12 protein-coding genes and 2 pseudogenes are annotated in these 15,300 nt (G+C 47.9%); 7 read left to right on the forward strand and 7 right to left on the reverse strand.

What is annotated here, in order from left to right:
- Positions 1-230: 230 nt before the first annotated feature.
- The gene (locus NSQ51_RS04830) at positions 231-1,364 is read right to left on the reverse strand and encodes an IS4-like element IS5377 family transposase (protein ID WP_342462739.1); all 1,134 of its coding nucleotides are present in this window, start codon (positions 1,362-1,364) and stop codon (positions 231-233) included.
- Positions 1,365-1,517: 153 nt separating this feature from the next.
- On the opposite strand from NSQ51_RS04830, the gene NSQ51_RS04835 reads away from it, so the two are divergent.
- Both NSQ51_RS04835 and NSQ51_RS04840 read left to right on the forward strand, forming a co-directional pair.
- The gene (locus tag NSQ51_RS04835; protein WP_033017188.1) at positions 1,518-2,702 is read left to right on the forward strand and encodes an RNA-guided endonuclease TnpB family protein; all 1,185 of its coding nucleotides are present in this window, start codon (positions 1,518-1,520) and stop codon (positions 2,700-2,702) included.
- A gap of 360 nt (positions 2,703-3,062) precedes the next feature.
- Positions 3,063-4,107, forward strand: a protein-coding gene (locus tag NSQ51_RS04840; RefSeq protein WP_015374552.1) for an IS630-like element ISBs2 family transposase whose coding sequence is annotated in 2 segments (ribosomal slippage) — positions 3,063-3,566 and positions 3,568-4,107 — 1,044 coding nt in all. Because the reading frame shifts where the segments join, the coding sequence is not laid out codon by codon here.
- 9 nt (positions 4,108-4,116) lie between these two features.
- Here the strand turns inward: NSQ51_RS04840 and NSQ51_RS04845 are convergent.
- Positions 4,117-4,764, reverse strand: a complete 648-nt coding sequence (locus NSQ51_RS04845) for an alpha/beta hydrolase (protein ID WP_049625454.1) — start codon at positions 4,762-4,764, stop codon at positions 4,117-4,119.
- 162 nt (positions 4,765-4,926) lie between these two features.
- Here NSQ51_RS04845 and NSQ51_RS04850 point away from each other — a divergent pair, with 162 nt between their 5' ends.
- From NSQ51_RS04850 to ptsP, 4 genes are all read left to right on the forward strand, one after another.
- On the forward strand, positions 4,927-5,784 hold the full coding sequence (locus NSQ51_RS04850; RefSeq protein WP_121650169.1) for a transcription antiterminator: 858 nt from the start codon (positions 4,927-4,929) through the stop codon (positions 5,782-5,784).
- A gap of 232 nt (positions 5,785-6,016) precedes the next feature.
- Positions 6,017-8,041 (forward strand): glucose-specific PTS transporter subunit IIBC, encoded by a 2,025-nt coding sequence (gene ptsG, locus NSQ51_RS04855; protein WP_033017363.1) that lies wholly within the window; start codon positions 6,017-6,019, stop codon positions 8,039-8,041.
- A gap of 113 nt (positions 8,042-8,154) precedes the next feature.
- Positions 8,155-8,421, forward strand: a complete 267-nt coding sequence (locus NSQ51_RS04860) for a phosphocarrier protein HPr (RefSeq protein ID WP_033017364.1) — start codon at positions 8,155-8,157, stop codon at positions 8,419-8,421.
- The gene (ptsP, locus tag NSQ51_RS04865; protein ID WP_033017366.1) at positions 8,421-10,157 is read left to right on the forward strand and encodes a phosphoenolpyruvate--protein phosphotransferase; all 1,737 of its coding nucleotides are present in this window, start codon (positions 8,421-8,423) and stop codon (positions 10,155-10,157) included. The genes NSQ51_RS04860 and ptsP overlap by 1 nt, the downstream gene beginning before the upstream one ends.
- Positions 10,158-10,205: 48 nt before the next feature.
- Here ptsP and yyaC read toward each other — a convergent pair.
- Together yyaC and NSQ51_RS04875 are read right to left on the reverse strand one after the other, a co-directional pair.
- Positions 10,206-10,732 (reverse strand): annotated as a pseudogene (gene yyaC / locus NSQ51_RS04870) (spore protease YyaC).
- An 80-nt stretch (positions 10,733-10,812) separates the two neighbouring features.
- Entirely contained in the window at positions 10,813-11,004 is a 192-nt protein-coding gene (locus NSQ51_RS04875) for a hypothetical protein (protein ID WP_033017367.1), read from the reverse strand.
- A gap of 287 nt (positions 11,005-11,291) precedes the next feature.
- Between NSQ51_RS04875 and NSQ51_RS04880 the strand changes: the two genes are divergently transcribed.
- The gene (locus NSQ51_RS04880; RefSeq protein WP_121650170.1) at positions 11,292-11,525 is read left to right on the forward strand and encodes a hypothetical protein; all 234 of its coding nucleotides are present in this window, start codon (positions 11,292-11,294) and stop codon (positions 11,523-11,525) included.
- Between the two features lie 550 nt (positions 11,526-12,075).
- Here the strand turns inward: NSQ51_RS04880 and NSQ51_RS04885 are convergent.
- The 3 genes and pseudogenes from NSQ51_RS04885 to NSQ51_RS04895 all read right to left on the reverse strand — a co-directional run.
- Entirely contained in the window at positions 12,076-12,861 is a 786-nt protein-coding gene (locus NSQ51_RS04885) for a formate/nitrite transporter family protein (protein WP_033017461.1), read from the reverse strand.
- A gap of 123 nt (positions 12,862-12,984) precedes the next feature.
- Positions 12,985-14,172 carry an IS701 family transposase gene (locus NSQ51_RS04890; RefSeq protein ID WP_033015014.1) on the reverse strand — a complete coding sequence of 396 codons (1,188 nt, stop codon included), beginning with the start codon at positions 14,170-14,172 and terminating at the stop codon, positions 12,985-12,987.
- A 570-nt stretch (positions 14,173-14,742) separates the two neighbouring features.
- A pseudogene (locus NSQ51_RS04895) lies at positions 14,743-15,243 on the reverse strand (transposase); the annotation flags it as partial.
- Positions 15,244-15,300: the final 57 nt, after the last annotated feature.

Here is a 15,300-nt window from a genome sequence, read left to right on the forward strand (position 1 = left end):
TAGAATGGAACCCGTCAAGGAAAGCACTTGACTGTTTCCATTCTACCAACTTCGTGGTCTGTATGCGGAAGAAGGATCCTGACTGATGAACCTATTTCATCCAGCTAACATGTTTCTGGGATTGAGTGAAAATCACAGAAAATGGTGAAGACCCTTTTTACTTTTGATCAAAAAAAGTAAAAAAATGGGAGAATCGATGAAAAAAGAATATAGATTTTCACGAGTGTTGATTATCCAAAATTATACATACGCCTTCCATAAATTTGGGCATACTCAAACAAAGCAGCGGCCATCCCGGATTTCCAATCGAGAGGAAGCTGCCCAGAGAAAAAACGGCGAACGAACGAAATGAAGGAAAGAGAGACGTTCGTCTGTTTTTTGGTTTGATCATACAGCCATCGCAGCAACACATACGCGATGAACGCCGCAAACAGTTGGTTGTATACCGCATTTTCCGTCGTGCCAAACAAGGTCGGGACATTCAGATATTGCTTCACCCAACGGAAAAAGACCTCAACAGCCCAACGTTGTTGGTACATGTCGGCAATGGTTTCCGCAGACGCATGGAAGAGGTTCGTCACGACCCGAATGTCGCGGCCATTCGCATCTCGAAAGATCACCACCCGGTGACGCTTGGTGGAGCGGCATTGTTTCGTCCCCAACTGGCACGTGAAGTCGGTTTGAACCGATGAGGATGTGCTGGAAAGGCGGTTCAAGCTTTTTTTCTGATGAAGTTCGATGTTGTCCTTCATCCGAATGACAAAGAGCTGATGCTGCTCCACAAATCGATCGAGGCGTTCGATTTTGAAATACGCCCGGTCTTCCACGAGCACTTGTTGAGCGTTCGTCAACTGTTCTCCCACCGGGCCATCATGACGCAGTCCGATGGTTTCCACCACGTCTGCCGGCAACGAGGATTCCGGCGAATACGCGACGTGCAGCTTCACTCCGGCGCGTTCGCCGTGATACGGCGCCCATGGGAGGCGGTTTTTCCCGACCGTGACGGTCGTCGAATCCACCACCCGAAGCGGTTTGGGAAACCGAAGCGAACGGCGGGTTTGGCGGTTGCACTTGGAAATGATCAACGCCAACAAGCGTTTCATGATGTCATAGGGAACTTCTTTCGCTTTCTTGGATACAGTTGAATAATGGAATCGCGGCAATCCATACAGAGGCCCCACATCGGCTCCGTGGCGAAAGCTTTTCCATTGATGCATGGCGGCCAGCAGGAAGAAGTGAATCAACTCGCGCAACGTAAAGGTTCGAGACGAATCACGATACCCAACCGCTTCGGCAATCAGTTGAATCTCTTCATCCGAAACAAGTTTTTGCATCAAATTCGGGAGTGTGGTATGCTTGTTCATAGAGAGCACCTCCTGGGTTTGTTTGTGTTGCTACTCACATTCTACAGGAAAGGTGCTCTTTTTTCTATACCCTTTGGATTTTATTGGATAATCAACACGCCTGATAGATTTTCGATTATTCATATTTTATATTATAAGTAAGGAGGTGAAAGGATGTATCGAACGGTCAAAATACCTTTTCAAACATCAAAAAAAGATATCGATCGATTATTCGAATGCAACCGAATATCGGCTCAAATTTGGAATGACTGTTTAGTCATTGCCAAAAACTATGCATTAAAGAATAATGGAAAATGGATCAACCAAACCGAACTTCAAAAACAAACGAAGGGCAAATACCCGATCCATAGCCAAAGCATTCAAGCCGTATGCCATAAATATTTGAACGCCAGAGACAGCGCCAAAAAAGCCAAACAAAAAGGGCTAGATAACAAATATCCGTACAAACAGAAAAAATATTTCAACACGAAATGGGCAAATAACGGATTTATCATTCACCCAAATGGGACCATTGAACTGAAAATGGGTCGCTGGGAAAGAAAAAACCAACCTCCTATTGTAGTGAAAATCGATAAAGAACAAATTCCAAACGGCACTGTCAAAGAAATCGAACTCATTTTTGATGCGAAACATTGGAAACTCATGCTTTGCCTCAGTTATGAAAACGGTGAACAACCAACTACTAAAAAAGAAGGAACTATCGCTGCCGGTGATCCTGGCGAAATTCACGCCATTAGTGCCGTCAGCGAAAACGGAAGCAGCATCATCATCACCGGTAGGAAAATAAGAAGCATTCATCGCCTTCGAAATAAAAAAATAGCAGAACTGCAAAAAAAGATGTCCAAATGTAAAAAAGGTTCGCGTAAATGGAAAAAATATAACCGCGCGAAGCAATATATTTTATCGAAAAGCGAAGCGCAATTAAAAGACTGCTTGCATAAAACGACCAAACAATTGGTCGATTGGTGTTTGGAACAAAACGTCAAACATTTCATGATAGGCGATGTCGAAGGCGTCCAGCGCAACAAAAAGAAAAAGCGATCCAAATTGGTGAACCAAAAATTATCGAACTGGTGTTTTGGCAAACTCTACGACTATTTGAAATACAAACTAGAAGCTAAAGGCATCACTTTTGAAAAAGTGGATGAATCGTATACCACGCAAACATGTCCTGTTTGCGGGAAGAAGAAAAAACCTTCTTCTAGAAATTTTATTTGTGCTTGTGGTTATTCTCAGCATCGGGATGTCCATTCGGCATGCAATATTCTTACAAAACACTTATATGGAGAATTCCGACCGATGAAAATAACGAACCACAAGTATCTACGGATCGCGTAAGCGAGAAGTAGTAGATGGTGAGTTCCCACCCTTCATGCTTTGGCATGATGTTGCTTGCTATTTCTTTCTGTTGTGTTTCCGTGCTTGGTCACGAGATACACGGGAAACCCGGTGTATCGTGAAACACCCGGAAAGAAAAAGGCAAGAAACCCCCACTTCAACGCCTACAGGCGTAAGTGGGGGAGGTTCATCTCCTCGCTATGTTTGGTCGGAATTTGATGGCGGGCCTGGTCGATCAACACAACACCAGCATGCGGCACATAGCGGCGAAATATGGTGATATATATAAATTGAAATAAAGGTTTTCTCCCGTTCCACGGCGAATAAATAAAAGAGAAAATAGGGGAACGGAGAGAAAATATGATGCCAAATCACAAAGACGAGATCGAAAAGTTGTCCACTGCCATGAAAGAAGCAAAAAGTAAACGAGCATATGAACGCTACCAAGCGATTTATCTTCATTTGCAGGGATATACCAAAGGAGAAATCGCAACGATTATTGGTCGATCCAAGAAAACTATTTATAACTATATTCATGCCTACGCCCAGCGCGGTCTTGATGGACTGGAGATGAAATACTCACCTGGCGCCCCACGTCGATTGACCCCTGAGCAGGAAAAAGAGCTGGCTTTGATCATTGAACATCAGCTCCCCGTAGATGTGGGATTCGAAGCAAAATATAATTGGACGCTTGCGATAATCGCTGAACTCATTCAACAAAAGTGGGGGCCAACATACACGCTTCGCGGAACAAGTGACATTCTGCATCGGTTAGGGCTAAGCTATACGAAACCGACCTATACACTAGCCAATGCCGATGAAGAGAAACAAAAAGAATTCGTCGAAATCACCTTCCCTGAAGTAAAAAAAACTGGTAGATGGAAACATCGCCCATGTCCTCTTTCAAGATGAGTCGATGATTCGTGATTACCAAGCGATTCAAAAAACATGGTTTGTCAAAGGAAAACAACGAATCATTCCGACGTTTGGAAAACATCAAGGGCTGAAGCTGATTGGCACGTTGAACTACGAAACAGGGGAAGTGTTTTGCATCGAAGAAGAACGCTATGACGCGGAAACATTTCTTCGATTTCTTCAACTTGTGTTAGAACGCTATCCCACAGGCAAAATAGTGATGATTTTAGATAACGCTCGAATTCACCATGCCAAACTCATTCAGCCATTTTTAAAAGAACACGAAGATCGGTTAGAGCTCGTCTTTTTGCCACCATACAGTCCGCAATTGAACTTGATTGAAGGGCTATGGAAATGGCTGAAATCAGACGTGATTTACAACGTGTTCTATTCGAGTGTGCAAGAAATTAGAAAGAATGTCCAAGCCTTTATTCAGCGAATCAACCAGAAACCAGAACAAACGATCGATCGTTTGTGTGTTCAGTTGTAAATCTTTAATTCAACTTATATAGAAATGAATGTAACGGTCGCGCGCTCCGTAAATGAGCGACACCGGCAGGCGCAGGGAGGAGAGCTGCTCCGTGCAGCGGTAGACGAGCCCAGCCCGATACGCGGCCTCTAAATCCCGCTTGTTGGCCATCTGGGCGTATCGCCTCAACAGCCGCCGCTCGCGCTGGTTTGTTCCGTGCCCGAGGGCGAGTGCCAAGGAGAGCAGTGGGATGGCTCTGAGTTTGGCGGCGGAAATGCCAAGCCAAAACTCACCCCACAGCAGCGGGGTACACACTTCAGGAAATCCGCCAATCAAAATAAGTTGCTTTACATGCTGTGGATAGCGAAGGGCGAAATCAAGTGCGACCGACCCGCCGCTGGAGTCGCCGCAAATGATCGCGCGCCCGATGCCGAGGGAGCGAAGCAACACCGAGACGTCATCGGCGAGCAGCGGCACCGTAATCGGTCCATCCGACGGACTGCTTCGCCCGTTGCCGCGCATGTCGTATAAAATGAGGCGAAAATCGCGGGCGAGCGGCTTTTGGCGGCAAAAAACGACATGCCCCATCCCAGGGGGATGGATGAACAATAGCGGTGTTCCGTTCCCTTTTTCTTCATAATAGAGACGGACGCGGCTGTTGATGGAAATGTATGGCATGCGAATCCCCCTTCACGGCATCGCCCTCTATAGTATGGAAAGAAGAACAGCCTCCCATCCAAAAAACCTCCATCTTTTTTTCATTGAGAAGGACGGCTTTCCGATTTATAATTAGTCACGTGGATGAACGGCGGACAGGCGGAACGGAAAGGAGGGGGCCCGATGGAGCAGTCGTTCCGTGTGGAAAAGGCGCTCAATAACAACGTTTTAATCGCTTTCCACTCCCAGTATGGTGAAGTCGTCCTGCTTGGCAAGGGGATCGGCTTCGGCAAAAAAAAGGGGGATGAAATTGCGGAAAGTGCCGTGGAAAAATGTTTCGTCCTCAAAAACGAACGCGAACAAGAGCAATACAAAAAGCTGCTTCCGGAATTGAGCGAAGAATTCATCGCCCTCATGAGCGAGGTGGTTCAACATATTCAGCAACGCGTGGGCGCACCGCTCGACGAGCACATCCATGTGGCGCTGACGGACCATATCGCCTTTACATTAAAGCGGCTTGAGCAAGGATTGGACGTCAAAAACCCGTTTTTGGCTGAGACGAAAAGCTTGTATCCGTTGGAATATGAAATTGCCCATGAAGTGGCCCGCACGATTGAACAAAAGCTCGGAGTATCCCTGCCTGAAGGGGAGACAGGCTTTATTGCTCTTCATATTCATAGCGCGATTTCGAAACAAAGCGTGTCGGAAGCGAATCGATATTCCCAGCTCATTGCTGACCTTGTCAAGATCGTCGAGCAACAGCTTGGCGTTGACATCGACCGCGAGAGCGTTCATTATTTGCGTTTCGTCCGCCATTTGCGCTATGCGATTGAGCGGATGAAAAAAGGTGAAAAAGTCGAAGAACCAAAAAAATTGTCGAAAATCTTGAAAGAAGCGTATCCATTGTGCTATAATCTAGCATGGAAGTTGGTTAAGGTCATGCAGCAAACGCTTCATCTGCCGGCAGACGATGCCGAGGCGGTCTATTTGACGTTGCATTTGCAACGGCTGGCGGAGAAAAAGAACAATACAACCGCATAGGTTGTCTCGCTTTACGTGTTACTGACTCGATCAGGCATGAGTAAAGAGGGCAAATAAGGCGGCAACAGTTGCGAATGTATGTGCGCTGTTGTAAGCGTTCTTTTTGCCTTTCTTTAGTCATGCCTTTTTTATTGCGCCGATGCCCCTCGGAAGCGTCCGCCCCATTTTCGATACATGAATCGGCTGTTTGCTGCAAAACTTAAGATAAAGAAATCTAAAGGAGGTTATGAAGATGAAGCGAGCGTTTGGCACGCTGCAAAAAGTCGGGAAAGCGCTCATGTTGCCGGTGGCGATTTTGCCGGCGGCCGGGATTTTGCTGGCGTTTGGCAATGCGTTGAAAAACCCGGCGCTCACGGATAAAATTCCCGCATTAAAAGCCGATTGGATCGTGCTCGTCTCCAACGTGATGGAGCAAGCGGGCGGCATCGTCTTCTCCAACTTGTCGCTCTTGTTTGCGGTCGGCGTAGCGATCGGCCTTGCCGGCGGGGACGGAGTCGCAGGCTTGGCGGCGATCATCGGCTACTTGATTATGAACGTGACGATGAGCGTCATCTTAGGTGTAACGGCCGATATGGTCCGCGCTGACCCGTCGTATGCCAACATTCTCGGCATCCCGACGCTGCAAACCGGCGTTTTTGGCGGGATTATCGTCGGGATTTTGGCCGCGTACATGTACAACAAATACTTCAATATCGAACTGCCTCAATATCTCGGCTTTTTTGCCGGCAAGCGGTTCGTGCCGATCGTGACGGCGGCGTCTGCGGTCGTGCTCGGCATTATCATGACATTCATCTGGCCGCCGATTCAGCACGGGCTCAATGCGTTTTCGCACAATATGATCGAGGCGAACAAAACGTTGGCCGCCTTTATTTTCGGCGTCATCGAACGGGCGTTGATTCCGTTTGGCTTGCATCACATTTTCTATGCACCGTTTTGGTTTGAATTTGGCGAATACGTCAATAAAGCCGGGCAAGTGGTCCGTGGCGACCAAAAAATCTTTTTCGAGCAGCTGAAAGACGGCGTGGAACTGACGGCCGGCACGTTCATGACCGGGAAGTTTCCGTTTATGATGTTCGGCCTTCCGGCAGCGGCGCTTGCGATTTACCATGAAGCGCGGCCGGAAAACAAAAAAGTTGTGGCCGGCATCATGGGGTCGGCCGCGTTGACATCGTTTTTGACCGGGATTACCGAACCGATCGAATTTTCGTTCTTGTTTGTCGCCCCGGCGCTGTTTGCCATTCACTGCGTCTTTGCCGGCTTGTCGTTTATGATCATGCACTTGTTGAACGTCAAAATCGGGATGACGTTCTCCGGCGGGGTCATTGACTTCTTGCTGTTTGGCGTTCTGCCACACCGGACGGCATGGTGGCTTGTCATTCCGGTCGGCTTGGTGTTGGCCGTGATTTATTATTTCGGATTCCGCTTTGCGATCCGCAAATGGGATTTGGCGACGCCAGGCCGGGAAAAAACGGTCGAGGAAGCACCGAAAGCCGAGGCGGCCGCTGATGGCGACCTACCGTATAAAGTGCTCGCTGCTCTTGGCGGAAAGGAAAACATCGAACATTTGGACGCCTGCATTACACGTTTGCGCGTGTCGGTCCATGACATTAGCCAAGTCGATAAAGACCGCCTGAAGGCGCTTGGCGCTGCCGGGGTGCTGGAAGTCGGCAACAACGTGCAAGCGATTTTCGGTCCGAAATCGGATATGTTAAAAGGGCAAATTCAAGACATCATGCAAGGAAAAGCGCCGGCCCGTGCGGCGGAAGAAGAAAAGCCGAAAACAGCGGCTTCGGAAGCCGCGGAGTCTGAAACGATCGCTTCGCCGATGTCCGGAGAAATCGTTCCGCTCGCTGAAGTGCCGGATCAAGTGTTTTCGCAAAAAATGATGGGCGATGGGTTCGCAGTCATGCCGACGGACGGCACGGTCGTCTCTCCGGTTGATGGGAAGATCATCAACGTCTTTCCGACGAAGCACGCCATTGGCATTCAGTCGGCCGGCGGGCATGAAATGTTGATCCACGTCGGCATCGATACGGTGAAGCTGAACGGCCAAGGGTTTGAAGCGCTTGTGAAGGAAGGCGACGAAGTGAAAAAAGGACAGCCGATTTTACGCGTCGACCTTGATTATGTCAAACAGAACGCCCCATCGATCGTCACACCGGTGATTTTCACGAATCTCCAAGCCGGCGAAACGGTTCACGTCAACAAGCAAGGCTCAGTTGCTCGAGGAGAAGACGCTGTTGTGACGATCCGCTAAGCTGCTTATTCGCCGCGGGGCGGGGACAAGCATTTTCCGTTGCCATCCCGCCCCTGCATTTGATATGATGGCAAAGGAAAAATTAAAAATTGAAAAAAAGGGGAATGATGAACATGGCAGAAAAAACGTTTAAAGTCGTTTCGGATTCCGGCATCCACGCTCGTCCGGCGACGATTTTGGTGCAAACGGCGAGCAAATTCAACAGCGAAATCCAGCTTGAGTACAACGGCAAAACAGTGAACTTAAAATCGATCATGGGCGTCATGTCGTTAGGCATTCCGAAAGGGGCAACGATCAAAATCACGGCAGAAGGGGACGATGCGGCGGAAGCAATGGCGGCGTTAACGGATACGTTGGCGAAAGAAGGTCTTGCAGAATAATGGGAAACGCAATCCGCGAAAAAACGATCCATGGGATTGCTGCATCGAGCGGTATTGCCATCGCGAAGGCATACCGCTTAGAAACCCCTGATTTGGCAGCCGAAAAACGGGCTGTTGCCGATGTTGAAGCGGAAGTAGCGCGGTTTGAGGCGGCGGTGGCGAAAGCGAAAGAAGAGCTGGAAGCCATCAAGCAGCATGCCTTGGAAAAGCTTGGCGAAGATAAAGCTGCCATTTTTGCCGCTCACTTGCTTGTGCTTGACGACCCAGAATTGTTGAACCCGATTAAAGAAAAAATCCAAACGGAGCGCGTCAATGCCGAGTACGCTCTCGATGAAACCGCCTCGTTTTTCATCTCGATGTTCGAGGCGATGGACAATGAATATATGAAAGAACGGGCCGCCGACATCCGCGATGTGACAAAGCGCGTCCTCGCCCATCTGCTTGGCGTCACAATCTCGAACCCGAGCCTCATTTCTGAGGAAGTCGTTATTATCGCGGAAGACTTGACGCCATCCGATACGGCGCAGCTGAACCGCCAATATGTGAAAGGATTTGCCACCGACATCGGCGGGCGGACGTCGCATTCAGCAATTATGGCCCGTTCGCTCGAAATCCCTGCCGTCGTCGGCACGAAGACGGTGACGGCGGAAGTAAAAAACGGCGACATCGTCATTGTCGATGGGCTCGACGGCCAAGTAATCATCAATCCATCGCCGGAGTTGCTCGCCCAATATGAACAAAAACGGGCCCGCTACGAGGCGCAAAAGGCAGAATGGGCGAAACTCGTTCACGAGGCGACCGTGACGGCTGACGGCATTCATGTCGAGCTGGCTGCCAACATCGGCACGCCAGACGATGTGAAAGGAGCGTTGGCGAACGGAGCGGAAGGAATCGGATTGTATCGCACAGAATTTCTATACATGGGACGCTCGGAACTGCCGACGGAAGACGAACAGTTTGTGGCTTACAAAACGGTGCTGGAACAAATGAATGGCAAGCCGGTCGTTGTGCGGACGCTTGACATTGGCGGCGACAAAGAGCTGCCGTATTTGCAGCTGCCGAAAGAAATGAATCCGTTCTTAGGGTTCCGGGCGATCCGCCTTTGCCTTGAGATGCAAGACATGTTTCGGACGCAACTGCGCGCCTTGTTGCGGGCGAGTGTGTACGGCAATTTGAAAATCATGTTCCCGATGATTGCGACGCTCGATGAATTCCGCCAAGCGAAAGCCATTTTGCTTGAAGAAAAAGAGGCGCTCCTCCGCCAAGGGGTTGCCGTTGCGGATGGAATTGAAGTCGGCATGATGGTGGAAATCCCGGCAGCTGCCGTCATGGCGGACCAGTTTGCGAAAGAAGTCGATTTCTTCAGCATTGGAACGAACGACCTGATCCAATATACGATGGCGGCCGATCGGATGAATGAGCGGGTTGCGTATTTGTACCAGCCGTACAACCCGGCGATTTTGCGGCTCATCAGCCACGTGATCGATGCCGCCCATCGCGAAGGAAAATGGGTCGGGATGTGCGGGGAAATGGCCGGCGACCCGATCGCGATTCCGATTTTGCTTGCCCTTGGCCTTGATGAGTTCAGCATGAGCGCCACCTCGATTTTGCCGGCGCGCGCTCAGTTGAAACAATTGGCGAAAGAAGAGGCGGCTCGCATCAAAGAGACGGTGTTGTCGCTCGGCACGGCTGAGGAAGTCGTGTCGTTTGTCAAACGAACATTTTCACTTGCCTGAATGAAAGCGTGGCGACGTTTACGTTCGCCGCGCTTTTTTCGTTTTGCGTTATGCCACCAGCGGCGTCGACGATTCATAGCCATACCGCTGCCGGACCGTAAGCGAAAGGCCGATAGCGATGTGCAAATTCGTATACGGAAGCGCGCTTACATCGGCCGTGTCCTCCATCATGACTCCCATGACGCTGATGTCTCCGACCGGTGGCAGTGATTTGCCGAGCGCCGTGCCAGGGGAAAGGGCGCCAGGGCGGATGGCGATCGTATGGACAAACGGCTGCGGGCCGACGATGCTGTCGATTACCACCACATACGCTCCGCGCTCGTGTTGCAGCCGCTCGGAAACACGACGGATGTTCGTTGCATCGACAGGCTTTCTAAGTTACCGATGACGGTCAAATGATCCGGATAAGCGTTTTCCAGCAGCGTGCCGACGAACGACCCTAAGCTGTCGCCGTTAATGCGGTTGCTGCCGATGCAAACGACGGTCAAACGGGAAATGTGCGCTGGCAGCAGGGAAAACAATTCATTGCGAATAAGCAAAGGAGCAAGCGGATCACTATACAAAATCGATTTCATCGGCCGCGATTCCTTTCCGTCGGTCGTTCTCCTTTTCTTAGTTCGCGGCCGATGCGGGTGATTCCTTTTTTTCGTTTCTGTCAATTGTGTCCTTGTTTTTGCTTGAAAGGATTGCGCCATTCCATTAACACGGCATGGTTGAGCGATTCTTCGTCTTCTAAACTTTCTTGCTGCACGCGGATGAGATCAGCAAAGTCGTCTGTCGTATAGTTGCGGATGACCGCTTCGCGCGGGGTGTTGCCGTCAAAGACGTATAAATGTTTATCGTACATGCTGATCCCCCTTTCGTTCGTTTTACCCTCATCATAACCGAAACCTAGAAAAAGCGCCAAGAAAGGTCCATGGACAAGTTTGCCCTCGACCCGGGGATGAAAATCACCGCTTGCCGACGGGATTTTCACGGAAAGCGGGTAGCTTGGTGTTCAAATAAAACGATCGTTTACAGCCTTTCGCTAAGTGATCAAGATCACCATCGCAAGCAACCACTGGCAATCTTCGTTTAGGACTCTTTCTCCATTTCACATACAAATTGGTTTACTCGCAAAAGCTTCCGAAGAAAATGAAAAATCATGTCGAACTTTGTCTGTCGAAAATGATGGATGGCAGGGAGGAGGAAACAGAGAATACCATTTTGGAGACAAACTTTTATAAAAAGATGGTCGATGGAGAATACGCCACGTTCCATTACAATGGATATTCGATTTCCTATTCTATTTTAGAGGCGGCAGGCAATGACGTACAACCGATAAAAGCGAAGGATGTTACCGCCGTCTATCCTGAAAACACCATTTAAGACAAAAAAACGGAACCCGCCTAGCCTTCGGAATTTGATTCCAAAGGAGCGACATTCCGTAGTGAACCAGACTACTGGGGTCCGTCTATATATCGGACTTTTACGTACCATAGATACAACGACCTCATGACCCCAGCTGCAAGGAGACCATTCGACAGAAGGTTGTTTTCATCCTCCCGATGGTGACGAAATTTTTTTGTCATGGGAGTCTATATAGTAATGATTCGTTAATCACATTTCAGAAATAAGTTTCATAAATATAAGTTCGATTAGACTAAATTATTGGTTAATGCAAAAAATTTTTTAGTAAAACATTGATTAAATAGTTTCATTGTAATATAATCTCTAATTGTAAAAAATTGGCTCTTCGCCACAAAGTGTACTTGACAAAGAAAGACGATTATGATAGAGAAAATCAAAACAGCATTTTTCCTTTTTATACCACACGTCTCTTTGAGCAACATTGCTATCACGTTTGTCTTTAAAAGTCAAGTACATCTTTTGGTGATGAACCTAATATTTTCTTTTTATGAAACAAATATCCAATGGGTTATTTGTCTGAAACGTGAACTTCGTTTTGCGATGTCAAATACGTATACAATGCTCCCATAAATAAGGCGCCACCGACAATATTGCCTAGTGTAACAGGAATAATGTTATGTATTACTCCTGCTAGGTCGATCGCCGCTGGATGAGGGAGGGCTAATGCAAGGGAAAACAGGCCTAAATTGGCAATGGAGTGTTCGTATCCAGAGGCAAAAAAGATAAAAACAATAAGAATCATCGAAAAAACTTTTGCCATATCCTCTTTCATTTGCATTGGAATAAAAATCGCTAAACAAACAAGCCAGTTACAGAGAATTCCTTTAAAAAAGAGCTGCATCGTTGTTGCGTGTATTTTTTTCTCCGCCACAAGAAATAATAAGTGATCTTGTGAAATATGATCAAAAACGCCGGATTGCGAAATAAGAAAAGCAAAAAACACAGCTCCTAATAAATTGCCGGTATAACATGCAAGCCAATTTCGCAACATATCTTTGATTGTCGTTTCTTTTTGCAAGGTGCTGATTGTAAAATACATCGTATTGCCAGTAAATAGTTCTGCCTCACCATACATAATTAATACTAAGGCGATTCCGAAAAAAATACCGCTTACTAAATACGTAGCAGGAGAATTCGCTTCACGGAAAAATTCCCCTACACGAAAACAAAGAACAAGCGCAAATCCGATGTACACCCCTGCCAAAGCAGCCCGCATCATATATTGAACAAGAGAGCGATCTAGAATGGCGCGTTTTTTTAAAGCTAACTCTTTACATTTTTGAACTGCTTCCATCTCTCCGACACTTCTCTTTCATTTACTTTGTGATTTTTTTCACATTATTTACGATATATAACTGTAGATGAGCATTTTTCATTACAATAATTCCCATGCCTTAAGAGACAAACAGGGTACCCCTTACGCGATACGGAGCTGTTTTTTGATCACATCAATGGGAATATCTTGCTTCGCAGCGTCATAAATGAACTCGACGACGCTGTGGTCTTTCCGCGACCGAAGAAGCTCCAGCCCGGTGGAGAGGTTTTGTCGGGATTCGGCGATGCTGTACACGCAGGAGAGCAGCACCACCGCCCAATACCGTTTCACCGCCCGAATGTGGCGAACGCGGTATCCATCCAGCTTCAGTTGATCTTTCGCCTGCCGGAAAAAGCACTCGATCGTCCAGCGCTGGGCGTAGTAACGCAAGATGTCTTCGTCCCCGAGTTCCCGGTCGGTGCTCAAGATGCAATGAAGATGTTCCGGCGCCATCGGCTGATCCGCCTTCCAAGCCAGCAGCACCACCGCGTCATCGAGGCCATGGATGGCCCCCTCATAGCGATACACGCGATAACGCTCCTGCCCCACCGTGACGAGGCGGGTGTCTTTGGACTCGATATAGCGGGCGAACTGCTTGGCTTGGATGGCGATGCCTTTCGGGTAGAGAATCCGGTTCGTCTTGAGCATCGCGATGACATGGAATCCCTGTTTCAAGCAGGCTTCAATGAGCTTTTTGGACGGATACCACGAATCCATGAGCACATACACCGGCTGAGCCCGCTTCACCTTGAGCGAGGAAAGCATCTCGATCGCCAGGTCGATCTTGCTTTTTCCCGCTTTCTTGTCATACAGGCGGAACGCAAATGGGAACGCCTGCGTGAAGGTGTGCACCATCAGCCAAACGAGCGAATGCCCCCAGACCGATTGATGATCTTTATGCGAGTAGTGCCAGTCGCACCCTTGAATGGCGTGCACAGCCCGTGACGAAGGCTTTGTTTTTTGGCAAATCGTATCATCAATCGAAACAAAAAGGGGTTGATTCTTCCGTTTGGCCAGTCGTTCGACCTGGGAAAGGATCCACTCTTGAAGCTTCCCAAGCAGCCTTTCCTCGTTCCAAGGGCTTTTCGTGAAAAAGTGACGGAGCGTCGTTCGATGATTCGGATGAAAGCTCCAGTAATGAATATCAGTCAATGTTCCCGAGAATCCCTTGGTGGTCAAGGCATCGACAATATGAATGAGATGCTTGATGACCGGTTTGGAAAGCTGCAGCGTCAACCCCAGCGTGAAGAAAAACTTGTGGATTCCTTGGTGATGTGCTAATCTATTCATGAGACATGAACCTCCTTGTGTGAATGGGTTTTGAACACATCTATTTTACCCAAGGAGTCCGGTTCATGTCTCCTTTTTTGTTTAGTTGTCAATTTATGTCAGTGAATTTGCTCATCTACAGTATATAACATACGCCTTTCCCATCTATTTTTCAACATATCGATGAAAAAGTTAAAATAAATGTCAACATTTTTATTTGTAACCGTTTACTAAAAAAATCACCGTTGCAATTTCAGAAATAGTTGTTCTAATATAAGTCAAATAACGGAACAACTGAAAAACATAATAACAAACAACCGTCAATAACATCGTTTGACGCATTTCTTTCGCCTGCACATGTTTAAAGACGAGGATTTTTTGCTCCCCGCGCTAAAGAAACCTCTATTTCTTTTTCCGGTTCATGCGGCAACAAATCCTCAGCGAATGGTTCCGATGGGGCATCATGGTTTCTTTCACTCATTCGATTTTATATTTTTCAGTCCGCTTGTAAAATTTTTGTAACTATTCACCCCAGTGCTAGTGTATAAAAAAGCCCAGCACAAATAGGGCATTTCGGTCATAGAAAATGCCCTAGGTAGCGGAAAGAACTCGATCGATCGTTTCGCCTGCCAACAGAAGACATAACGAATCCCACACGTTTTTTTCGTGTTTCGTCAGTGTGGAAACGATGCTTCTTGCGATGCAAAACGACTGCGCGAATGTTTCTTCGCGAAACGTACCCGAAATGTTCTCTTTGACTTTGACCATGCGAAGATCGCGTTCGGCTTGGTTGTTGTCAAAGGGAACATGTACTTCACGTAAGAAACGCAGCGCTTCTTCCTTTCGTTTTTGAAGGCGTCGAACAAAAGCGAGTGCTTTTTTCGGAAGAGGCGTCATCGTTTCTAATCGGTGTTGTGCTCTTTCTAGGATGCGATCATACACTCGTTCCCACCGTCTCGCTTCTTCTTCGGAAAGTGCACCGTGATGGGCTTCGACGGCTTGCTTGGCGGCTAACAGAAACGTGGTCATGCGCATCGCCCACGTATGCCCCTGTTCGATGAATCCTTTTAACTCACGCAAATGGTGGGCATGACTGTAAACTAGCACATTATTTCAGAATCCCTTTTTCAAATTATTTCAGGCGGATTC

It is taken from the genome of Geobacillus sp. FSL K6-0789, assembly GCF_038593135.1.
In the GTDB taxonomy this organism is placed as follows: Bacteria; Bacillota; Bacilli; order Bacillales; family Anoxybacillaceae; genus Geobacillus; species Geobacillus stearothermophilus.